This window comes from Lysinibacillus sp., assembly GCF_032093475.1.
GTDB lineage: Bacteria > Bacillota > Bacilli > Bacillales_A > Planococcaceae > Lysinibacillus > Lysinibacillus irui.
Genome location: NZ_DAMDAY010000078.1, coordinates 1 through 21,286 on the forward strand (window position 1 = coordinate 1; position 21,286 = coordinate 21,286).

Consider the following 21,286-nt stretch of genomic DNA (forward strand, 5'->3'; position numbering starts at 1 on the left):
TCAGGTCTTAGAAGTAGCTTAACTAAATATGTCTAACTTTTTTGGGTCAGATCAGACATGGGTGTTTTTTGTTATAGGTCCATTATCTTGAAAAACCTTTGTGCAAAAATAAAATTTATTTCTTTTAACAGTTATACTTAATAGTGAAGTAAGTAGCCAAGATTTTTGTTAGGTTTTAAAGAATAATTCACTTCAAGAAATAACTCGATATGCAACTTTTTTTAATTTTTTCTTTGATATTTAGACGAGCTATGTTTTTCCATGTTGTCGTTTTTTCATTGACTGGCTAATGAACGTACCTGCAATAACGAATAAAGCACCCACGTAATGGTAAACAGTAAGCATCTCATTTAAGAATATTGCCGATAAGATGTAACCGAAAATAGGTGTTAGAAATAAAAAATTATTTGCTCTAACAGCATCAAATTTAAGCAGGTAAAACCAAAGGATCATAGCAATAATAGAAGTCATAACAACCTGCCAAAATAGTCCGATCAAAAAATATGGATCAAACTGAATATAAAAATCCGGCTCTAATAAGAAAACAAAGGGGATTGCTATTAAACTGCCGAAAATAATTTGCCAGGTATTAACGACAATTTGAGGCAGATTCAGTTGTATTTTACTATAAAACACACTTCCAATGCCCATGGATAATACTCCTACTCCCAGAGTAATTAGCCCAAATAATGTGGCATTCAATGATTCTAAATAAGGAATAATAGCAATCATGATTCCAAATGCAGAAATGGCCATTCCTAGAATTTCTTTTTGTCCTATCTTTCTATGAAGAAAAATGGAGGCAAGAAAAGCTACAATAAATGGATTTATTGTAATAAATAAATTAAAAATTGTGGAATCCACATACGCAAGGGATAGGAACGAGCAGCCAACATAAAGAGTTGTATTTAAAATACCAAGTATTATTAAATTTGCCCATTCCGACCCTTTAGGATATGGATAGTTTCTGAAGATATATACGAACAAAAACAGTATAACTCCTGCACATAGCAATCGTACAGAAGCAAAAATCAAAGGGCTGGCTGAAAAAAGACCTATCTTAGTGGCGATTGCTCCACTCGCCCAAATAAAAGCATAAAATATCCCTACTTTATTTATTTTCATCATTTATCACTGCCTTTATGTAATATAGCTTCAAGTATAAGTATTTGCATTCAATTAATAAAATTGATAATTTGAATTATATCCATCATGTTTTCTGATGGATTGGAAGGAGGAATTGGTTAATGGAAATACGCCATTTGAAAACTTTTAAAACGATAGTTGAAACTGGTGGATTTACAAAAGCTGCAGACAAACTAGGATATGCACAATCAACGATCACTTCACATATTAAATCCCTTGAAATTGAACTCGATCAACCACTTTTCGATAGAATCGGTAAACAAATCATTTTAACAGAAACCGGAAAACAACTATTACCCTATTCCAATAAAATGCTTCAACTTTACAAAGATATAAAAGAAGTCACTTCCGTAAATGGAGAGGTTGGTGGAGATATTGTTATTTCGGCCCCTGAAGCATTATTGATCTATCGTTTTCCACCGATAATTAAAGAATTTAAGGATAAATATCCAAATGTAAATATTGAATGGCATCATTTAGATCCATTGAATTTTAAAGAAGAATTAACTACTGGGAATGCAGATATCTCGTTTTTATTGGGAAATGAATTAAATGATGTAGACATACTGACAGAAAAACTTTGGGATGAACGGATGATGTTTTTGTATCCGAATGATTTTGATTGGAATAATACATGTAGCAATTTACTTTACACAGAGAAGGGGTGCAGCTATCGGTTTCTGTTTGAACAGTTTATTCAGGAATATAATATTCCTTCAAAATCGACAATTGAATTCTGGAGTATTGAGGCCATTAAACAATCAATAATCAGTGGACTTGGAATATCCATGCTGCCATACGTTACGGTGGAAAATGAGCTTAGTGAAAAAAATTTATCGGGGATGGAGTATCAAACCGGTGGTAAAATTGCTACTTATTTGATGTATCATAAGAACAAATGGCTGTCTCCTGCGGTCAAAGCGTTTATTGAAATGGTTAGAAAACATGTACAGGGATGACTGGAAAACTTGTTTGTTCAACGAACGGGTGCGTTTATTTAGAAACACGTCTTTTTCTTTTAAAGGGCCATTTTTCTGAAATAAGGAAAGCATCTTTCTTCATAAATAGTGACACTTTATGGAACAAATAGGTAACTTAATTAACCTTTATCTGTCTAACAATCCGAGGAGGGATAATTTGGGTTTACAAGGACGTTTTCTGCCTTGCCTATCGCTTTGATTATACAACGCCACAGACAAAATCCATTTTTAAATCAAGAAGAAAATAAGCAATTAATGCAAGCAATGCTCCGTTATTACAATGAGGAGAAGGATCTGCGGGGTTACCTTTCAGTAGGAGGCTGGGCTCACGGCGCATCTCACGGTGCAGATGTTTTTGTTGAGTTGGTGCAGTGCGAGGAAAGCAGCGTTGCGATGCTACGTGAGGTTCTTGTCGCTATTTCTGGCATGCTACTTAATGGAAGACATATTTTTAGTGATGAAGATGATGAGCGGTTGATCAATATCGTGGATACGATGATTGACAAAGAGTTAATGCAACATCAAGAAATTGCTGATTGGATTAGCTGCTTAGCGCAATGCTACGATTGGCCGAGAAGTCGCTGTCAGGTGATTGCTCGCGTGAACAGCAAGAATTTTTACACAGTCTCTATTTCAGAAGGGGACAGATAGCCGGGGGAAAAACGGTGCGCCAATTGATGTAATTCAAAGTATACTGGGTCATGAAAAGAGTCAGACTACAAAGATATACACTCAGCTAAGCGGAAAGCTAAGACAGGATTTATACAGTAAATACTTTTAAAAACTTTCATTCAATTAAGACACTCATGTAGAAATGGGTGTTTTTTTGTTATAGGGCCATATAATTGAATAAGAAATTATATAAAATAGGAAATTTATAAATAGAGATAGCGTCAGGAAGACTGTGGATTTATAACGCTAAGGAAGTTTCACTATTAAAAAACCTAATTTCTCAGTATTAAAAATGAGAAATTAGGTTTTTTCATTAATAGAAAGAGACTTATAAGTATTTATCACTAATCACTTTCATATGGTGTAACTCGTGCCCGGCAATGCCATATGCAATGGTACCTACCGAAACTGGGCTGTTCATTACAGTTCCATTACGAACCCACGCAGCTTCATCAATAGTTGAAATCAGGCTTAACGTATTGGAGCGTACTGTGTCTAAACCAGCTAGTAACTGTTCCCAAGATAATTTGTTGAAGTTTGCCGCTGAAACGTATTGATCTTGATCCATTGATGGGAGTGATTCACCTTCATTTCGCGCAATGGCAAGCATTCGATACGACATCACACGTTCCGAGTCGGTCATATGCCCAATCACTTCTTTTAAAGTCCATTTCCCTGGTGCGTACGTCTTACTTGCTAACTCCTCTGATACGCTGCCTAAGAGGGTAAGAGTCTTAGTTCGTTGCTTACTAAGTATTTCTTCAATATCTCCATCTGGTACAAGACTAACATACCTATCATGCTCTGGATTTTCAATAAATAATGGTCGTGGACGCACAAGAATCCTCCTCATCGGAATAGTTAATTATGGTTGTAGGGTAATATTCTACTTTCGAGAGGATATTTCCTTTATTTAATATTTATTTTCATTATCGTTTTGAAAATATCTTCAATAATCGGGCGCATTTGTTGAAGATGAATTGTGCCTTTTTCTGCAATAGGGCAATATTGTTGAATAAAATAAACCTGTAGCTTTGTAATAAAGATTGATTATTTATAATAAAGATCGATAATTTGTACGGCTCTCCTCTATATATTTTTTAGAGGTTAGATAATTTTTTTATTTGATATTTATGTAAAAACGCTTTCGAAGTAATGTACTTAAACTAACGAAGTAGGTTCGTTTAACAATAAAGTGTTAATATTTATTTTGAAACAACTAATTTTTGAATCAGAATAACGGATTGAAATCTTATAAATCAAAAATAGAGATGGTATAATATGTATTAAATGTAAAGCGAAATTGTATTAAAATCTAAAATTGCAAGGAGGATTGAGTGTATGAGAAGATATACTTTTTTTGCATAGCAAAGGCTATTGCATAATAAATTAATTGAAAGTAGCCTTTGCTCTTCCTAAAAGAAATACTAAAAATTTAGGAGTGCAAAAATGAGCTATAAAAAAGCAAAGCATATACTTCCAACTGAGTTGGTGGAGTTAATACAGAAATATATTGATGGTGAATATATTTATATCCCACGAAGAAAAGATAATAAAAAGAGTTGGGGGTCCAGTACTGCAACCAGAGGAGAATTGGATCTAAGAAATTCTAATATATATAATGATTATCTATCGGGGTTGAATATAGCTTCTTTGTGTGAAAAATATTATTTGTCATCAAAAAGTATTCAAAGAATTGTATTAAAAGAAAAAAGAAAAAGAACGAATTTTTAAATTAAGCCAATGTGGTTTTATGCCGCATTGGCTTATTTTTTTTTATGAAATAAGTTTGAGGTTTTTTCAAGTAATGTAAGTCAGATATAATCTAATCAACTCTTATAAAAGGTAAGGGGAACCAGTAATTGATTTTTGAGACCTAAGCGTAGTTTATCTAGATTATTTAACTGAAGTGGAAGTATATATTGGGCGGACATTGTTACTTAAGGAATTGTTTTTTGTGCAAAAAAAATGAATAGGGGGGATAGATATGAACAATTTATTTACAATAGATTGTGGTGACATATTACTGAGAGAATTTAGAATTGAAGATGCTGATGCTATTTATGAGCTTACTTCACAACCTGAAGTTTATAATTTTCTGCCAGATTGGCGTTCAACAAAAGAACAACGATTAAACTGGGTCACGAATTATGAAATACCAGACAATAAAAAGTTTTTGTTAGCTGTACCTAATATTAGTGGTGCTAATTATTTAAAGTTGGGAATTATATTGAAGGAAACTGGAGAATTTATTGGTTTCTGCAATACAGGTATTAAAGAAGAGCTAAGTGAACCAAACCGAGAAATTGTTTATGCAATTTCAAAGCAATACAGTTGTCGTGGATACACAACAACTGCAGTAAAAGGATTGATAAAATATTTGTTTGAGAATACAGATGTAGAGCTACTTAATACAGTTGTTCTACCTCACAATTTAGGCTCAAATAAAGTTATCCAAAAGTGCGGATTTCGTATTAAGGGAGAAATTGAAATTGAAGACCAAATTCATTTTCATTACACCCTTAACAAAAAGGATTGGAAAGAAAGGGAAAAAACCACTAAGGCTATTGAAATATTCAACTAGTGGGAGTGTTTCAACAATAATATAGACGTTTACTTACTAACCAAGCAGCGTCCCTGTAATAAGTGGACGGAATGTTCTGGCGCATTTCTTTAATAAGGAATGTGTCTTTTTCCATTTAAGGGCCAGATTGTTGAACAATACCTTAAAAAAAATTGGATTTTTATCTTAGAGTATAGATAAGATTGTGAAGGATTGTAGGTTTTCAAATTTGATATTTCTGTTATTATTTTTTTCTTTTGTGATAGATTTATCGTATTCATTTCGTATTACATAGTAGGTACCAATATTCATTGAGCGGGGTGAACAATTGAAAATTACAGAGAACAATGTTGTACAACACATACAGAAAAAAAATGAAAAAGCAATTCCTTTTATTATTAATCAGTATGGTGGTTTACTTACAGCAATCATTAAACGTCATTTAAATTACCAGCAGCAAGATTATGAAGAATGCCTTGATGATGTTTTATTATCGATATGGAATAATATTCATTCCTTTGATCCTAAGAAAAATTCATTCAAACATTGGATTGCAGCGATTGCAAAGTATAAAGCAATTGATTATCAAAGAAGACAAATTACCATACAAAATCAGCAATTTTTAGTTTCAGAAATTGATGATTGCTTGGTAAAAGCACAACAACCATCAGAAGAAAATTGCGTTGAGGAACTCCTTGAGCAATTGTCAGCTGGTGAGCGGAAAATCTTTGAAAAATACTATTTAGAAGGAACCCCTTCAAGTGAAATAGCAAAAGAATTTGATGCGAAAGAGTCTTGGGTTTATAACAAGCTTTCCAGAGGACGTAAAAAGCTTAAAAGTATTTTAGTTCAAAAAAATGGGGTGTGAGGAGTGAGAATATGTCTATTTATAAAGATTTAAATGATATGAATATAGATTTGGAACAGTATGAAGAACAAAACCTTACAAACTTCGAGAAAAAGAAATGGGAAAAGCGTATATTGAAAAAAATTTGTAAAGAAAAGCCATCTCACGTAAAGAAATATTTAGGAGTTACAGCAACTGTAGCAATGATTTTTAGTTTGATTATTGTTACAGGTTTAATTTCACCAACGATGGCTGCGACGATGAAAGAAGTGCCTTTATTATCATCTGTTTTTAAATTTACAGGGGATCTTGGTTTACACGCCGCAGATGAAAAGGGACTCTCAACAAAATTGAATATAAGCGCTACGCATGAAAGCTTTACATTAAATGTAACAGAAGTAGTGTATGACGGTACACGGGTTGTAATTGGGATTGAACGCCATCATATAGAAGGTGAATATTCAAAAGAAAGTTTATCAGATCAAATGAGTAATATTGAATTTTTACTAAATGGTGAACCATTGAATCACACCAATTTTAGTAGTGTTTTTGAACAACCAAGTAAGGATAAGAATTCCGTAATTCTTGAATTTGCAGATTTGAAAAACCAAGGTGGAAGTCCTTTTCCAAAGCAATTTAATTTGACATTATCTGCTACAATAACTGGGATCTCTGAACCTTTTAAAATAGATATTCCAGTGAGTGATATTGGTAACTATGTAAACCTACAACCTAATATAAGTAGAAAGTACAAGAATAATCGGTTTACTATTGAACAAATTATGCTAACTCCTATTACAACTAGTATTACGACAAGAATAGCCTTGCTTGATAAATCAACTTCTGTAGATTTCCGGGAAGGAATAAGTATCGAAGTTTATGATGAACAAGGGAATGAACTAAAACTAATTAATGGCAATGGTCGCCGTGAGACAAATAAAGGAAATAGCGATTTCATCATGGATTTACGGTTACATCCATTTGAAACTTTACCAAAAGCCATTACAATCAAACCGTATATCTATCTTTATAACGACGACTCAAAAGGAACATATCAAGAGGATGAAAATGGTGACCCAGTCATTCAATACGTTCCAGAACTAGAAATAACAATACCAATTAACTCACAAGAATAAAAAAGTACAGAAAGTGTGGCAAAGCTAACCTTCTGTACGAACTAATCAATGAGTACCTTGCATAGCTTATTTAGAACTATAAGCGATTTTAGGAATAAGCCCATATTTTAGTTATCCCATTAAAGGGCGCTGTTTTTGCGCTACATGGATGGATAACGGGGCAGAATAATGGAATTAAGAAAAAATTCCTAAATTTAATTTTAGTATCGAGGAATTACACTTTTTAGAATTAGAATTTCCCTAACATTGTAATTCCGCATTTTCTTAAACTACATCAAGTTGTATGTGTAAAATATCGCTGAAAAAAGTGCAGAATACCTTCTGAAGCAACCCGTCCTAGATTAGAACGGGTTAGCTTTACTGGTTATAAAATTAAATAGCTATATTGTCACTTTATATTACTTCATCTGGTGGTTGTGTCTTTCTCCAGCCATAAAACTGCATGTCGTCTTTTAATTAAATAAATCATTTCAATTCCCACCTTTCATGTTTTTTAAAGAACAAAATTAAAATTGACGAATACGAATATAATTTTCTACTTTTCTTCGGTTCTCTTCAAAGATTTTTTTCACGTATTCATCATGAAGTGCTTTCTCAAGAGAGATCTCACGTTTTGTAATGGTTATCGTGAGAGCAAAAATGTTTAATATCATTTATTATCACCTCCTTAAATTACCACAAAAAAACCGTAGAGAGACTCCCCTACGGTGAAAAAAGGCACAAAAATACCGCAGGGGCACACTTCTCCCTGCGGTATGGGTATGCTTAAATATAAAAAACCTTAAGCGATCCATTCCGATCTGGTCGAATGTGTGTGTTTCATTTTTACTGAAGTTGTAACTACCAATGACATCAATTTAACGATAACGATCATTTCATTCGACCTCCTTAAGAATTTTTTGATTACTTTGTAATTATATCCATCTTTAAGTTGTTTGTAAACATCTTTTACTAAGTTTCCCTGATTTAGTTAATGATGACTAGAAAAACTCTTTGCTACTTTACCTTGTAGTAAAGAGAAGATATAGAAGACTTAAAGCCAAAAAACATAATTATTATTAAGACAGAGATTTCAGAAGTCGTTTAGAATTTTTAAGGCTTGAGAATTTTTAGTACTTAAAGTAAAGGGTGGCTTTTTAAAGGGTAATTTTGATGTCCTTTACTCGAATTTTTTCTCGTATATTAATCTTAATTAGAGTTTTATTTTGATTTTCTTTTAGTTTTGTCTTCAGTGATATCCCCTAGTTAGGGTTTTTTGTTGTTTTTACTAAAAATTAAATTGTTTTTATTTGAATTTAACACTACATATCGAACTAAGTATCTACTGTAATAAAATTAATATTGTAATATACTATTTTAAATAGGTTAACAATGTTAATTTATGTTTTAATCAAAAATCTCTAGAAAATTTATTGAAAAATTAGAAGGAGTCCTAAAATGAAAAAGAAAATAAGCTATTTAATCTTACTACTAACTGCCATCTTTATAGTTGGTTGTACTAACGTAGAAGATGCATCGAATACTGATGGAAAAGCTGAATTACAAGAAGTAACAACAAAAAATAGTGATAAAGAAAATGCTACGACTGAACAAGTAGTAGAGGAAACATCAACTCAATCAAAAGATTCACTGTTCAAAGGTTACAAACTAATTGAAGTTGACGGTGGTGATTTGTCTGGATATCGCGAACCGAACGTGGTCGTAGACATTGGTTTTGGGGATCGAGAGTATTGGTCCTTTACGAATGAACACGGGCAATTAGTCCGTGTCATTGCAAACAAAATCGTTTTACAAGATGATCGTACCGAGCCTGTAACATCGTCTGGCAGATACTACGCTGATGAAGCAAAAGTACCTGGTGTTGAAAGAACAGATTTAGATGAAGGACATATTATTGCAGATTCTCTTGGTGGGGTATCAAATGCTTATAATATTACCCCACAAAATAGTACGCTTAACCGCCATGGTGATCAAGCATATATGGAAGACGCTATTCGTAAAGCTGGTGGAGCTACAAATTTTGAAGCAATAATCACATATCCTAATACGGAAACGCAGATTCCTTCTCATTACAAATACACTTACACTTTAAAAGGGAATAAAATTGTAGATGAGTTTGATAACGGTAACCCAGATGAAATAAATAAATCTCTTGGATTAACTGAAAGTAAATCAACTAAGTCAACAAGTTCTAATAAGTTCAATGCTTTGAATGGAACTAAAGATATTTCTAGCATTGATACAGATGGAAATGATCAAGTAACGATTAAAGAAGCAAAAGCAGCAGGTTATAGTATGCCAATAACGAGTGATCATTGGTTATATCCATATATGCATGATAATGATAACGACGGTATGGTAGGGGAATAAGCACCTAGAACCTAAGGCAAAGTAATTGATCACAGATATAGAAACAATCGAGGCTCTTGTTAAATAAACTGTTCTGTTCTTCTTGAATTAACGGAGCCGACGATTGTTAAGTAAATAACAACAAAATAAAAGCGGTCCTTTAAGAAAGAAATCGTTACGAAAGAACAAACGTGGCATGGAGAGTATATTCACCAGCTAAACTATATGTGGTGCCAAAGAATTCGAATATTCAAGAAGCGTGGCGTGTAGGGATGCTGAATGAAAATCATCCATTGTTCTTAAGAGATGGTTTTACTATAGTGAATTTCGAAAATGAGACAATCAAGAGGGCGATCTTAATAATCTGTATCTTTTCTTCTACAAAGTTCACTATATGAGCCAGTGGACAGGTATGGAGGGCTACAAGAATAGTTTTGTTGACAGCTATGGACATACGTTTAATCTGTAGGAAGGTGACGTTATCTTCTATCATGCCGATCCATCTTCATTTGACGATTTTAATTCGAGCGTTACCCACTATTAAGAGAATAAAATAATGAAAAGCTTAGGATTTAGTTCCTAAGCTTTTATTATTCGGTTGGGCAGGTGCCCCGTAACGGGTGAGTTTTTTGTTGGGGGAGAATTCCTAACTGTAGAAAATTCACAACCAAACTTTATTATAAAGCTATATCAATACTATTTAGGCATTGTATTTACGATCAAACCAATATGTGTAAAGTAATTCATTGCTCCAAATAAAACAAAGGCGATACCTGCTACTGTCCAAAGGAATTTAATAACTTTAGCAAAGTTTGGATTTGCGTTTTTGTTTAAGGCAAAAGGAAATAATACTGCTCCAATCCCTATAATCGCAAATAATCCTGACATAAAAGTTGCCTCTAGCATTGGGTAATCCGCAAAGGCGCCTGATATTGGTTCTTCTGGTGGAGCTGCGAATAGTTGGAATCCGATACCTGCAAATGCGATTGAAATAAGTGCTAGCCCCATTGCCGCAGCAAAATAAGATAATGGTTTTATCAAATATGGCAATTCCTTACTTAAAGTATTGGAAACTATTTTTGAATCGTTCATATTTATACCTTGTTTTAAATATAGATTAGATTTTCTCCATAATAAGACTGATACAGCCAGAAGCAGAATGCCAAAAGCTAGTGAAGTCTCACCGAATATAATATCATCAAATGGGAAGCCAATCTTTGACAATGGCCAAGTAAGGGTCATATGAGCTCCTGTTAGTGTTAATATAAACCCTGGTATTCCAAATCCTATTGCCCAACCTTCTAGTTGTCCCACTTTTTCTTTAGCTAAATGGGAACCAAATCGAATAATTAGTAATAATCCAATCCCAGCTGATACTGACATGATGGTGTTATAGACAGCTGTAACTGACCAATCGATAATCATATAAAAAACTCCTTCTTAATTATCTTGAATTCAAGATATTTTAATTGCAAATAAATTCTATTCCCTTGTCACAAATTTGTCAACAAGATAACAGCAAATTACTTTATTTGCATTGCAATTGAATTTTAAGTCATAATGAACAAGATCAAAACCAATAATTTTATGGATTTGTTGTTTATACAACACATTTAAGATTTTGTTGAAAAAATAGGAGTGGAAACATATGACGCAATCGAAGACGGACCTTCGGGTTTTACGTACTCGTAAATTAATTATGGATTCTTTCATTGAACTTTCAGGGAAAAAGGAATTTAAGGATATTACCATAAAGGATATAACAATAGAAGCCATGATTAATCGTGCAACTTTTTATTATCATTTTAAGGATATATATGACTTATTGGAAAAGGTATTATCGGAGGTATTGTTAGTTAATTTGGATTGTGAATACTACCAAAATAACGAACTAAATGAAGAAGCATTAGTGAACATTTTCAAAGCAATTACAAATTTCCATAAGTCATTATCCCATCGTTGCCATAGAGGTTACGAAGATACTATTGCTCGTATTATTAGGGAACAGCTTGAAATCATATTTTACAAAATGTTGTTGAATCAACACCCTACTAAAGATAAGGAAGCCCTAAAGCTTACTACTACCATGTTAAGTTGGGGAATTTACGGAGCATCTTTAGAATGGGGAAGGAATAGTACAGTACCACCAGAAGAATTTATTAAATTGGTAATTCCTTCAATAATGTATGAGATTGATTGAATTTTTTCTATAAGGTAGATAAAATATATGCTATAGCATATAAAGAGGTGTTATATGGATTTACATGATTTATTAGGGTATCTTATTCATCGTACTGATGTAAAAATGACAAATTATTTTACTAAGGTGTTGAAACCTTATGGAATTACCCCAGAACAATGGAGTATCATTAGTGTTCTTAGTAGCCAAAGAGGCACTACTCAAAAAGAGTTGGCAGAAGCAATTGATAAAAATCAAACAACTGTTGTAAGAATGATACATTCAATGGAGAGAAAGAGTATTGTAAAAAAGGTTTTTAATGAGCAAGACAGACGTTCGCATTATCTTTTCCTAACTGAAAAAGGTGAAGAGATAAAAAAAACAATTCTTTCTGTAGTCAAAGATGCTCATCATGTCGTTTCGAGTAATTTAAGCAAGGGAGAAATCCAACAATTAAAATCGTTATTAAACAAATTATATGATACTCGTTACTAATACCTGACCCTATAGATATTTTGCTATTTATAAAGGATTTTTCTTAACACTATATGCTATAGCATGTAATTTTTGTCCATGGGATAGGGAAATTTAACTTCTTTCCAACGTTCTTGAAGATAAATTATGTTACAGCTATGTACTATTGAAGTAGCTGCCTAGTGTCAAGTAATTTTAAATGACTATAGTAATCTTGCTATTTTTGATTGATTTGGAGGCCATTCTCCAAATGCAAAAGTTGTAAGAACGTTAATAATCAGTTATTCGTGAAACGTCGAAAAGCTTAGGAAGTATTCCTAAGCTTTTTTGAGGTTTCTTTATGAAAGAAAATACTACCAATCCTTATAGTATATGGGGTCTTAATTCGGACCTATTAACCCTGAAGAAAATTTATTAAAGGGAAGGCGAGGCGTGTACAAAGAAGAACGACAATTAACTGAAAGTGCAATTTGTAATACAAAACGAAAGCCTTAAGCATTATCATAATGCGCTAATTATTATTATTTTTATAATTACATAAACTTTGAATAAATAAAAAATCCTTATACTTTTGCGGACGGGAACGGGTCCCACGGGCGCTACCTTCTACCCTGACTACCGTTATAATATGACCAAAAACAAAAAGGTCAAAAATCTGGCTACCCTTATACTTACTTGACTTTTTCAATAATGGGACAGATTGTTTAAAATCAATTTCAATAAAATGGTTATTTGTGTTAGAGTTTACTTTAGACTGCGAAATAACTTACTTAAACTAACGATGCAGGTTAATGAATAAAGGGAGGATTCTCAATGAATGTAGAAAAAGCGAAAGTCCTTATACTTGGAACTTTTCATATGTCTGAACATGAAGGTTTAAATTCTGAAAGAAGGCAAAATGAAATAGTGGACTTAGTATCTAAACTGGCAAGGTTTAAACCAACGAAGATTGCAGTTGAAATGGTACCAGAGGAAAGTGAATATTGTAATGAGAAATATAAACAGTATAAATCAGGTGTACATAAATTAGAGATGAACGAAATATTTCAAGTAGGCTTCCGATTAGGTTTAAAGATGGGGCATGAACAGATTTATCCAACCGATTGGATGGGTAAATCGGACATGGGTTATGCAGAAGTTGAAAGTTGGGCAAAAGAAAATCAACCAGAACTTTTAAATGAAATATTTGAGGGTCTTGTATTTCCTGAATTGTCGGAAGATAAAAGTATAATAGATTATTATAAAGCATTAAACGCTCCCATTTTTCTTAATAAATTGCATAAAATGTATGTAAATATGGCACGTATTGGTGGTCTTAATAAATATGTTGGTATGGACTGGCTAAGTTGGTGGTATAAGAGGAATTTGATTATGTTTGCTAATTTAACCCGTCTAATTGATACGGAAGAGGAACGTATTTTATTTATAGTAGGTGCTTCGCATACAAATATAGTTACTAAATTTCTTGAAGAGAGTGAGATTTGTGAGGTGGTCCCTCCACTAAGTTATTTATCCTAAAAGGTTTTTTCTTTAGATGTTTAAATGGTTCATTATTCTCATAAGTTCTCTTTTTAAATATAAAAGGAATTAGGAATAGTGTATAAGAGGACAACTATACAAAAAAGTACACCACTAAATAAAAGTAATGTACCAATTATCATGTATAATATTAAAGATAATCTATTATACATTCACTTATCTTTTATTTTACAGGGTAGACTTGACATTTTTCATAAAATTAATTGAGTGGCCTTTTTTTACACGTCTCCATAAAAAGAGCATATAGACAAAGAACACAAAAATAATGAGATAAGCACTCGTCATAGAGCTTTCTTCATTGCCCATGAAGTTAAAGGAATTATTAAACCCATGGAAAAGAATTGTTACAATAATGGATTGACCATCCAAGATAAGCAATGATAGAACAAGACCTACTAATAGTGCATAGATGATTTGTATAATGGTGTCTTCTAAGGATTGACCTCCAAGCAACTGAAGGGCATGTGTGACGCCAAACAAAATACTAGAAACCCATACAGCAGTAGCTACTCCTTTAGTCAGTAGCATTCTAAGCAAAATGCCCCTAAATATAGTTTCTTCGATAAATGCTATAATAAGCAATTGCATCAAGAACATAGCAATGACATTGCTCATAGAAGTCAAATTTAAGCCTTTTGCGCTCACTAAGATAATACATAAAATGAAAAGTAGTGGTAAGAGGATGAAGAGTTGATTCTTTTTAAAAGAATGAAAGAAATACTTTTGCCAGTTCTTTTTTATCATGATATAAATGAAAATCCCCAATGCAAGTGGAATTAACAAAGCAAACTGAAGAAAAGGGCTTGAAGGTTATAGAATAGAAACAAAAGCACCATTTATAACATAGAAAAATATGAGAAGAAATTCTAAAGCAACTATTTTAAATATTAATTTTTGATTCATTCGATAAATTTCTCCCTATTATATTTATACAGGATTTACAGAAACCTTTCGCATGCTTGTAGAAATAACTAAATAGAGTAAGATACTTAAAATAAAAATGCTTCCTAAGATAGCGCTTAAGGACGAATTAGATAAAAGCTCAAATAATGGTGTGAACCATTCAAACACGACCATTAAAATTGGAACTAAAGCAAGTAAGCCAATTAAACTATAGCCGCCTAAAATACCTAAGCGATAAAAAGTGACATTAAGAAGAAGGCCTGAATTAAGACAGAATAGAAGTAAGACTGAATCAAATGCTGCGGTTTGTAAAAATGAATAGGTGTTATCAAAAATTAAGAGTGGGTGGATGATGATAATATTATTTTTGATGTTTAGTAGGGTAGCAACATAAGTAATAATATTTTGTGCACTCGCAATGATTAGTGCACCAACTAAACTCCAACTTATGAAAAACAGCCCGACATTGACCATATATTGTTGGCGACTTAACCCTAGCTTTAAAAAATAGGGTAATGTTCTATTTAAAAGCTTTGCTGCCATTGAACTATAAAAAATGTAAACAGGTATCGAAATGGTAATTGCAAAAGATATATATTGACCGAAAAATGCATCTAAGAAAAATGACAATAGCACAATTAAAAATAAAATGCTCCAAAAAATGATATTATGTTTTTTGAAATTTTGAAATAAGATATAAAAACTACCTTTCATTGTATTCATTTCATAGACCTCACTTTCTGTTTACTTAAATAAACCAGCATGTCTTGAAGAGAGACTGATTCAAGCGATATGTTCTGACCTTCAATGAATTGGCCATTTGCATAAACAACAGCTGTCATTTCTTGCATAAACATATGCTGATAAATCACTGTTAAGTCACCAATTGCTGAAGCAACATCTGTAGCACTACCTTTTACAGCAACAATATGTTCGTACCACTCCTCAGCAGTTTTTTGCAATAATAGCTCTCCCTCATGAAGAATAAAAATTTCCTCAAATAGTTCGCTTGCTTCATCAATTAAATGTGTGGATAAAATAAATAAACGTGGATTTTCAGTTTGTTGTTCAATTAACAGATCATAAAACGTATTCCTTGCTGCCACATCTAAGCCTATATAGGGTTCATCAAAGATGGTAATGTCCGCACGACTCGCAAAGCCTGTAATGATTCCAAGTGCTGAGACCATTCCTTTTGATAAACTACGTACCTTATCTTTTGGATTCAAAGCAAATACTTGGACCAGTTCCTGAGCCAGCTCTTCATCCCATTTAGGATAAAAGAAGCGATTTGCCTTCAATGTTTGCGCAATGGTCATTTCTGCTTGGAAATTGTCACTTTCAGCGATAAAACAAATATTACGTAAAGTAGAAGGAGCATTAAAGACATTTTCTCCGTTGACCAAAATTTCTCCACTTGTAGTCGCGATGAGTCCTGATAACAGATTCAAAAAAGTTGTTTTACCAGCCCCGTTATGGCCTAAAAAACCTATAATTTTCGGACCCTCCATAGTAAATGTGACATTTTGTAAAGCGGATTTATGTTTATATGACTTCGTGACATTGTTGACAGTAATCTTCATACATTATCCCCCTTGTATCAATCTTTGTAACTCTTCATCGGAAATGCCTAAACGACTAGCTTCCTTTTTCAACGGTTCAATATGTTGACGAAAGAAGTTTTCTTTACGCTCAGTAACTAAAATTTTTCTAGCGTCCTCATGTACAAACATTCCGACACCTCGTTTTTTATAAATGATCCCCTTATCCACTAATTCATTCACGCCTTTCCCAGCAGTTGCAGGGTTGATTTGGTATTCTTTTGCAAACTCATTCGTAGATGGAATGCGATCATCTGGCTGTAGCTGTCCATCTAGAATGGCATCTTCTATTCTTTCGCGAATTTGTTGGAAAATTGGTTTTTCGTTATTTAAAGAATGAATCACAATCCACCTCACTTGTTAATTGGTTGATTACTTATGTAATTAACCACACAACTTATGGTGCCATCTGTCAATTGTTTGGCAAAATTAATTAAAAAATTTATTTTCCATCAAAAAAGCCTTCTCAATGTTGAGAGGGCTTTTGATGAGCTTTACCTATCAGATAGGCACTTAAAGGTACGTACGAAATGATTTTGATAAGCAGCATACAGACAAGTAAACTGGACAGGAAAAGTGAAATTACTTGAAGAGCGGTAGTAGGTAGTAATGCGCAATAAGGAGCAAGATATTCTTGGATCAGCCAGTGTATTAGAAAGATACCAAAGGAATAGCGACTTAAAATATGGAGATAAGAGAGCTTGGGCATACTTTGTGCAAACGCTAATATACAAAATGTTATAGTCAAAACGAATAACATAATATCGATTCTTCTGGAAGTAATCTGCTGAGCACCTAAATAATAGTTTGCATATAAAATGGCCATTGCAAGTATAAAGGAAAGGACTGTGACGAATTTATATTTGACAAGATAACGTGCTATTTTTTCATAATGACTACCAATGATATAGGCCATTGCAAAATAAGGAAGCCAACCAACAAAGAGCAAACGCATAAAATGATCATTCTGGATGAAATAGTCGAAATTCAAATTTGCAATAGTCATATAAAAAATTCCTAGTAAGAAAAAAATAGAAGTAAACCAGATACTGGATAGCTGCCATTTTTTTATGAAAAAAAAGAGAATATAAAGCTGAAAGATCGTCATGACAAACCATCCTGAAAAGTCTCCTAAAACAATATGTCGATATAATGCAATCCAAAAGTTTTCATCATAATGAAAAGCGGCGTTGGCTGCATATAAAATACCTGCAGCTACAAACGGCATAACAATAAACTGAAAACGACGCCATAAAAAAAGGGGAGGTAGCTGATTTGGGTAGCGATTAGCTAAGATCAAAATAGACAATAAAATAAAGGTTGGTGTAGCGAAACATAACAATAATCTAAAAAATTGATAGTATGGTTGATCAATATAGCCATTAATCGTTTCAATATTGGTTGTAGCATGTAATAATACAATACTTAAGCAAGCAATTACCCGCAAAACGTTCCACTCATACACCAAATCAATCACCCTCGTTTTCAGTAAACTGGGAGGCATCGAGTTATAAGATGCAACCTAACTAAATATATGTGTATGACATACGTGATAAAACCTTCCTAGCTTTCCTTCCATAAATAGTTTGGACCACAAAATATTATTAAAAAACTCTAGTAACTTAGCAAGAGTTCCATTTTTGCATATGTGTCACATAACTACTATGCATATACTGTGGCAAGAGGGGGGGAGGTGAGCTTTTATGAGAATTAACTGGAAGGTTCGTCTTCAACATATTCCATTTCTACTAGGGCTATTTTCATTGTTACTCCTACTCGCACAACAAGTAGCGGCTATTTTTGGCTATGATTTAACAGCTGCGATGAGTGAGCAAATTTCATCGATTTTAAATACAGTTTTATCCATCCTTGTGTTAATGGGTGTCATTGTAGATCCTACGACACGTGGCACAAGTGATAGTGAGCGTGCTCTAATGTATAGGAGACCGAGATAAATTAAACTAAAAGTGTAATTTTACAATAAGGGTAAATATGTTATAATGTTAGAAAATTGATAAAGTAGGGAGGATGATTGAATGTCCATTGAATTGGAGCGTAGAATTGCTAAGCTCGAGGAGGAAATGGCAGATTTACGTCAGGAGTTGTCTTCACTAAAGCGTACTCAAAACACTGAAAAAATAAATACTCTTGATGCCAGACAATCGATAATCAAGCAATCAGAACCAAAACCCACACTGGAGTCGAAGCCTATCCCGTCCAAAGTAACGGAAAAAGAAGTGCAACCACAGCCATCGATGGAGGAACGTGTTATGTGGGCACTTCCAAAAGTATTCATGGTTATTTTAGTGATGGGGGTCCTTTGGGGACTAAAACTTGTCAGTGATTATGGTTATTTATCGAATGGCGTGAAAATCATCCTCGCCTATGCATTATCGGTGGGATTGGTGGTCATTGCCTACGTATTGGAACGTAGAAAAGTAGGCTCTGCTGCAATGACAATTTCACTATATGGTGGGGCATTTATTGTTGGTATTTTAACAACAGCAGCAAGTGCCATTTTGTATGAAATCATCGCTCTAACACCTGCATTAGGCATTACGATTCTGTATATTGGCTATGGAATTGGCATTAGTTATTTGAAGAAAAATGAAGCACTCACTATTTTTGTTGCTTTTACGTCGTTATTATTACCTTATTTACTAGAGTATATGGATTTTAGTGCCGTCATTATTTTACTATTTGTGATCGTATTGTTTGCTGCACTACAATTGGTCATTTATCAGCACAAGCAAAAGCTTGCACTTTATATAGCTACATTCTTCTCTGTTCTAGCAGTGAGCATTGTAGCGTTTATGAATAGTGATCAGCAAGTTGTTTTTGCACTTGGTTTACTGGTGATTCTGGCAATCTTTTACGCAATTTGGTGTCTACTGTATCGTGTGCAATCAAAATGGAAGCCACTACATATAGGGCTCCAATTTTCTTTAGGCTCTTTTACTTTAATATTGATGAATCTTATTATCCGTTCGCTTGAAAATGGAGAAATACTACTCATTACCTTGATGATTTTATTTGGCGCAATAGCGTTTTATAGCTATCGTAAAAATTGGCAGGAAGTATTGGATAGTGCTGTCACGCTGGCATTTATTACACTATGTAATACCGTACTTCTAATGAATTTACCAAATAACATAGATGATTTACTTTATCCGCTCATTATATTTGCTGGTGTTATGATGAGTTTACGTATACGGGCAAGTATCATGAAGGTAGTTACTTCATTTTTCCTTGTGTTGACATTTACATTAAACTACGTCTTTCATGAGCCAAAACCATTTTTCAGCATAGATCATCTAAGTTTATTCATGCCGATTATCTACCTAATCGTCATATATTTATATGCAAGACGTCCAAAAGAAACAATTACACCATTTGAAAAGGTCATGAAGGATTTATACATCATCGATATTTTAGCAGTGGCCACAGCAGGCTATTTCTTAGCTTATATTGGCAAACTAGACAGTGCTTATTTTGTGGTCACAAACGGTATTCCTTATATGATGAGTATTGCATTAGCTGCACTATTTGCAGGCTCTTTACTAGTTGCCGAATCATACAAAGGGCGAGCGTTAACACCAGTTCTCGGCGCATTTTTCCTCCTATTCTCTTTGCTGATTAGCACCAAGACTTCAATGATGGATAGTTTAAATATTATCACTAGATTTGTTTATATTGCAGTCATTGTAGCCATCATCGTAGATATCTTTGTAAAAGGGCTTATTTACCGATTGTATGAAGATCTTCTAGGGAAATATGTCGATGCTATTGTAAGCTCTGGTATTGTACTCACAATGATTTCTATTTGGGGGCTGATTCATCAGTTTACGAATAATAACGTACTAGATTGGAAGCTAAGCATTGCCCTTACAACGATCACATTATTCTTGACGGCCAGTGTTTCATTATGGCTTGGTTCAAAACATCATCTTAAAACACTCCGTACAACAGGCTTTGTCATTTTGGTCATGGCGTTTATTAAGCTTATATTCTTTGACTTATCCGCACTTGATTTATTAATTAGAGCAATTCTGTTTATTACAATTGGTGGGATTGGCATGCTGTTGTCGGGTAGGTTGTTGAGGAAATAAAGAAGAAAAGAGATTCCAATGTATTTTGGAATCTCTTTTTACATTATGTTAAAATGATATCGAAACCTTACTATATTCCCCGCTTTTTAAAGTTCAACATTTCCCTAATCTTACATCATTCATTCTCTATTGTTTTTATCCAAATTTTCCATAGCGACAAGTATTTTAATAGATTCTTTAATAACCTAACAATGTTAGAAGGACTTGTTATTGAACAATACTTACATGGATAGGTGAACCATACGATTTGTATGGGCTCCTATTGGTTTAGGAGGTCAAAAAAATGGAAATGGCTTATACAATCTTTATATTTTTATTTGGGCTTGTCTTTGGCTCTTTTTATAATGTGGTAGGTTTACGCGTCCCACAGAAGGAATCGATTGTCCATCCTCCTTCACATTGTACTAACTGTAATAGACAATTAAAGATGATTGATTTAGTACCAGTATTGTCTTATGTGTTTTTAGGGGGGAAATGTCGAAGCTGTGGCTATACAATTTGTTGGATATACCCAGCAATAGAAATATGGACAGGTGTTTTGTTTGCCTTTGCTTATTGGCGGCTAGGTTGGGGCATAGAATTTATTGTAGCGCTTTTATTTATCTCCTTGTTCGTTATTATTATTGTTTCGGATTTAGCCTATATGCTCATCCCAGATAGGGTGCTTATATTCTTTTTACCATTCCTCGTTGTAGGTCGGGTACTATCGCCATTAACACCATGGTGGGATTGTCTTGTGGGTGCTGTCGTTGGTTTTGGCATACTATATGTTATTGCGGTGATATCGA

21 protein-coding genes and 2 pseudogenes are annotated in these 21,286 nt (G+C 33.6%); 14 read left to right on the top strand and 9 right to left on the bottom strand.

What is annotated here, in order from left to right; all coding sequences use genetic code 11:
- Positions 1-249: 249 nt before the first annotated feature.
- Entirely contained in the window at positions 250-1,125 is an 876-nt protein-coding gene (locus RT445_RS15635; RefSeq protein WP_313470917.1) for a DMT family transporter, read from the bottom strand.
- 122 nt (positions 1,126-1,247) lie between these two features.
- Between RT445_RS15635 and RT445_RS15640 the strand changes: the two genes are divergently transcribed.
- The 3 genes and pseudogenes from RT445_RS15640 to RT445_RS15650 all read left to right on the top strand — a co-directional run.
- Positions 1,248-2,105, top strand: coding sequence for a LysR family transcriptional regulator (locus RT445_RS15640; RefSeq protein ID WP_312505340.1), 858 nt, complete (start codon positions 1,248-1,250; stop codon positions 2,103-2,105).
- A gap of 183 nt (positions 2,106-2,288) precedes the next feature.
- Positions 2,289-2,809: pseudogene (locus tag RT445_RS15645) on the top strand (DUF2785 domain-containing protein); the annotation flags it as partial.
- Positions 2,788-2,907 (top strand): annotated as a pseudogene (locus tag RT445_RS15650) (integrase); the annotation flags it as partial. The pseudogenes RT445_RS15645 and RT445_RS15650, both read left to right, overlap by 22 nt.
- A gap of 219 nt (positions 2,908-3,126) precedes the next feature.
- Here RT445_RS15650 and RT445_RS15655 read toward each other — a convergent pair.
- Positions 3,127-3,636 (bottom strand): DinB family protein, encoded by a 510-nt coding sequence (locus RT445_RS15655; protein ID WP_312505342.1) that lies wholly within the window; start codon positions 3,634-3,636, stop codon positions 3,127-3,129.
- Positions 3,637-4,247: 611 nt separating this feature from the next.
- On the opposite strand from RT445_RS15655, the gene RT445_RS15660 reads away from it, so the two are divergent.
- The 4 genes from RT445_RS15660 (at position 4,248) to RT445_RS15675 (ending at position 7,344) form a co-directional block, all read left to right on the top strand.
- The gene (locus RT445_RS15660; protein ID WP_274796136.1) at positions 4,248-4,532 is read left to right on the top strand and encodes a CD3324 family protein; all 285 of its coding nucleotides are present in this window, start codon (positions 4,248-4,250) and stop codon (positions 4,530-4,532) included.
- A 253-nt stretch (positions 4,533-4,785) separates the two neighbouring features.
- Positions 4,786-5,382 (top strand): GNAT family N-acetyltransferase, encoded by a 597-nt coding sequence (locus RT445_RS15665; protein WP_274796137.1) that lies wholly within the window; start codon positions 4,786-4,788, stop codon positions 5,380-5,382.
- Between the two features lie 307 nt (positions 5,383-5,689).
- Positions 5,690-6,229, top strand: a complete 540-nt coding sequence (locus RT445_RS15670; protein WP_312505344.1) for a sigma-70 family RNA polymerase sigma factor — start codon at positions 5,690-5,692, stop codon at positions 6,227-6,229.
- Positions 6,230-6,240: 11 nt separating this feature from the next.
- Positions 6,241-7,344 (top strand): DUF4179 domain-containing protein, encoded by a 1,104-nt coding sequence (locus RT445_RS15675; RefSeq protein WP_312505345.1) that lies wholly within the window; start codon positions 6,241-6,243, stop codon positions 7,342-7,344.
- Positions 7,345-7,850: 506 nt separating this feature from the next.
- Here RT445_RS15675 and RT445_RS15680 read toward each other — a convergent pair.
- Positions 7,851-7,997, bottom strand: a complete 147-nt coding sequence (locus tag RT445_RS15680; RefSeq protein WP_274796140.1) for a YrzI family small protein — start codon at positions 7,995-7,997, stop codon at positions 7,851-7,853.
- 784 nt (positions 7,998-8,781) lie between these two features.
- Here RT445_RS15680 and RT445_RS15685 point away from each other — a divergent pair.
- Positions 8,782-9,714, top strand: a complete 933-nt coding sequence (locus RT445_RS15685; RefSeq protein WP_313470919.1) for a DNA/RNA non-specific endonuclease — start codon at positions 8,782-8,784, stop codon at positions 9,712-9,714.
- 675 nt (positions 9,715-10,389) lie between these two features.
- Here RT445_RS15685 and RT445_RS15690 read toward each other — a convergent pair.
- On the bottom strand, positions 10,390-11,118 hold the full coding sequence (locus RT445_RS15690; protein WP_274796142.1) for a DUF981 family protein: 729 nt from the start codon (positions 11,116-11,118) through the stop codon (positions 10,390-10,392).
- Between the two features lie 223 nt (positions 11,119-11,341).
- Between RT445_RS15690 and RT445_RS15695 the strand changes: the two genes are divergently transcribed.
- The 3 genes from RT445_RS15695 to RT445_RS15705 all read left to right on the top strand — a co-directional run bounded on the left by RT445_RS15695 (position 11,342) and on the right by RT445_RS15705 (position 13,864).
- Positions 11,342-11,893, top strand: a complete 552-nt coding sequence (locus RT445_RS15695) for a TetR/AcrR family transcriptional regulator (protein ID WP_274796143.1) — start codon at positions 11,342-11,344, stop codon at positions 11,891-11,893.
- A gap of 54 nt (positions 11,894-11,947) precedes the next feature.
- Entirely contained in the window at positions 11,948-12,367 is a 420-nt protein-coding gene (locus RT445_RS15700; protein WP_274796144.1) for a MarR family winged helix-turn-helix transcriptional regulator, read from the top strand.
- A gap of 792 nt (positions 12,368-13,159) precedes the next feature.
- Positions 13,160-13,864 carry a DUF5694 domain-containing protein gene (locus RT445_RS15705; RefSeq protein ID WP_312505352.1) on the top strand — a complete coding sequence of 235 codons (705 nt, stop codon included), beginning with the start codon at positions 13,160-13,162 and terminating at the stop codon, positions 13,862-13,864.
- A 189-nt stretch (positions 13,865-14,053) separates the two neighbouring features.
- Here RT445_RS15705 and RT445_RS15710 read toward each other — a convergent pair whose 3' ends face one another.
- The 5 genes from RT445_RS15710 to RT445_RS15730 all read right to left on the bottom strand — a co-directional run bounded on the left by RT445_RS15710 (position 14,054) and on the right by RT445_RS15730 (position 17,854).
- On the bottom strand, positions 14,054-14,629 hold the full coding sequence (locus RT445_RS15710) for a CPBP family intramembrane glutamic endopeptidase (RefSeq protein WP_312505354.1): 576 nt from the start codon (positions 14,627-14,629) through the stop codon (positions 14,054-14,056).
- Between the two features lie 183 nt (positions 14,630-14,812).
- Complete coding sequence (locus RT445_RS15715) at positions 14,813-15,511, bottom strand: hypothetical protein (RefSeq protein WP_312505355.1); 699 nt, start codon at positions 15,509-15,511, stop codon at positions 14,813-14,815.
- Positions 15,508-16,371 carry an ABC transporter ATP-binding protein gene (locus tag RT445_RS15720; RefSeq protein ID WP_312505357.1) on the bottom strand — a complete coding sequence of 288 codons (864 nt, stop codon included), beginning with the start codon at positions 16,369-16,371 and terminating at the stop codon, positions 15,508-15,510. The genes RT445_RS15715 and RT445_RS15720 overlap by 4 nt, the downstream gene beginning before the upstream one ends.
- 3 nt (positions 16,372-16,374) lie before the next feature.
- The gene (locus RT445_RS15725) at positions 16,375-16,734 is read right to left on the bottom strand and encodes a GntR family transcriptional regulator (RefSeq protein WP_274796148.1); all 360 of its coding nucleotides are present in this window, start codon (positions 16,732-16,734) and stop codon (positions 16,375-16,377) included.
- Positions 16,735-16,855: 121 nt separating this feature from the next.
- Positions 16,856-17,854, bottom strand: a complete 999-nt coding sequence (locus RT445_RS15730) for an acyltransferase family protein (RefSeq protein ID WP_312505360.1) — start codon at positions 17,852-17,854, stop codon at positions 16,856-16,858.
- 238 nt (positions 17,855-18,092) lie between these two features.
- Here RT445_RS15730 and RT445_RS15735 point away from each other — a divergent pair, with 238 nt between their 5' ends.
- The 3 genes from RT445_RS15735 to RT445_RS15745 all read left to right on the top strand — a co-directional run.
- Positions 18,093-18,344 (top strand): phage holin, encoded by a 252-nt coding sequence (locus tag RT445_RS15735; RefSeq protein WP_274796150.1) that lies wholly within the window; start codon positions 18,093-18,095, stop codon positions 18,342-18,344.
- A gap of 81 nt (positions 18,345-18,425) precedes the next feature.
- Positions 18,426-20,498, top strand: coding sequence for a DUF2339 domain-containing protein (locus RT445_RS15740; protein ID WP_312505363.1), 2,073 nt, complete (start codon positions 18,426-18,428; stop codon positions 20,496-20,498).
- Between the two features lie 283 nt (positions 20,499-20,781).
- A partial coding sequence (locus tag RT445_RS15745) for a prepilin peptidase (RefSeq protein WP_313470922.1) occupies positions 20,782-21,286 on the top strand: 505 nt, incomplete at its 3' end.

What these genes read in the sequence shown, in the direction of transcription:
- RT445_RS15695 (WP_274796143.1), top strand. Translation starts at nt 11,342, where the DNA reads ATGACGCAATCGAAGACGGACCTTCGGGTTTTACGTACTCGTAAATTA.
- RT445_RS15635 (WP_313470917.1), bottom strand. Translation starts at nt 1,125, where the DNA reads ATGAAAATAAATAAAGTAGGGATATTTTATGCTTTTATTTGGGCGAGT.
- RT445_RS15640 (WP_312505340.1), top strand. Translation starts at nt 1,248, where the DNA reads ATGGAAATACGCCATTTGAAAACTTTTAAAACGATAGTTGAAACTGGT.
- RT445_RS15690 (WP_274796142.1), bottom strand. Translation starts at nt 11,118, where the DNA reads ATGATTATCGATTGGTCAGTTACAGCTGTCTATAACACCATCATGTCA.
- RT445_RS15735 (WP_274796150.1), top strand. Translation starts at nt 18,093, where the DNA reads ATGAGAATTAACTGGAAGGTTCGTCTTCAACATATTCCATTTCTACTA.
- RT445_RS15665 (WP_274796137.1), top strand. Translation starts at nt 4,786, where the DNA reads ATGAACAATTTATTTACAATAGATTGTGGTGACATATTACTGAGAGAA.
- RT445_RS15720 (WP_312505357.1), bottom strand. Translation starts at nt 16,371, where the DNA reads ATGAAGATTACTGTCAACAATGTCACGAAGTCATATAAACATAAATCC.
- RT445_RS15715 (WP_312505355.1), bottom strand. Translation starts at nt 15,511, where the DNA reads ATGAATACAATGAAAGGTAGTTTTTATATCTTATTTCAAAATTTCAAA.
- RT445_RS15660 (WP_274796136.1), top strand. Translation starts at nt 4,248, where the DNA reads ATGAGCTATAAAAAAGCAAAGCATATACTTCCAACTGAGTTGGTGGAG.
- RT445_RS15705 (WP_312505352.1), top strand. Translation starts at nt 13,160, where the DNA reads ATGAATGTAGAAAAAGCGAAAGTCCTTATACTTGGAACTTTTCATATG.
- RT445_RS15675 (WP_312505345.1), top strand. Translation starts at nt 6,241, where the DNA reads ATGTCTATTTATAAAGATTTAAATGATATGAATATAGATTTGGAACAG.
- RT445_RS15740 (WP_312505363.1), top strand. Translation starts at nt 18,426, where the DNA reads ATGTCCATTGAATTGGAGCGTAGAATTGCTAAGCTCGAGGAGGAAATG.
- RT445_RS15680 (WP_274796140.1), bottom strand. Translation starts at nt 7,997, where the DNA reads ATGATATTAAACATTTTTGCTCTCACGATAACCATTACAAAACGTGAG.
- RT445_RS15710 (WP_312505354.1), bottom strand. Translation starts at nt 14,629, where the DNA reads ATGATAAAAAAGAACTGGCAAAAGTATTTCTTTCATTCTTTTAAAAAG.
- RT445_RS15700 (WP_274796144.1), top strand. Translation starts at nt 11,948, where the DNA reads ATGGATTTACATGATTTATTAGGGTATCTTATTCATCGTACTGATGTA.
- RT445_RS15685 (WP_313470919.1), top strand. Translation starts at nt 8,782, where the DNA reads ATGAAAAAGAAAATAAGCTATTTAATCTTACTACTAACTGCCATCTTT.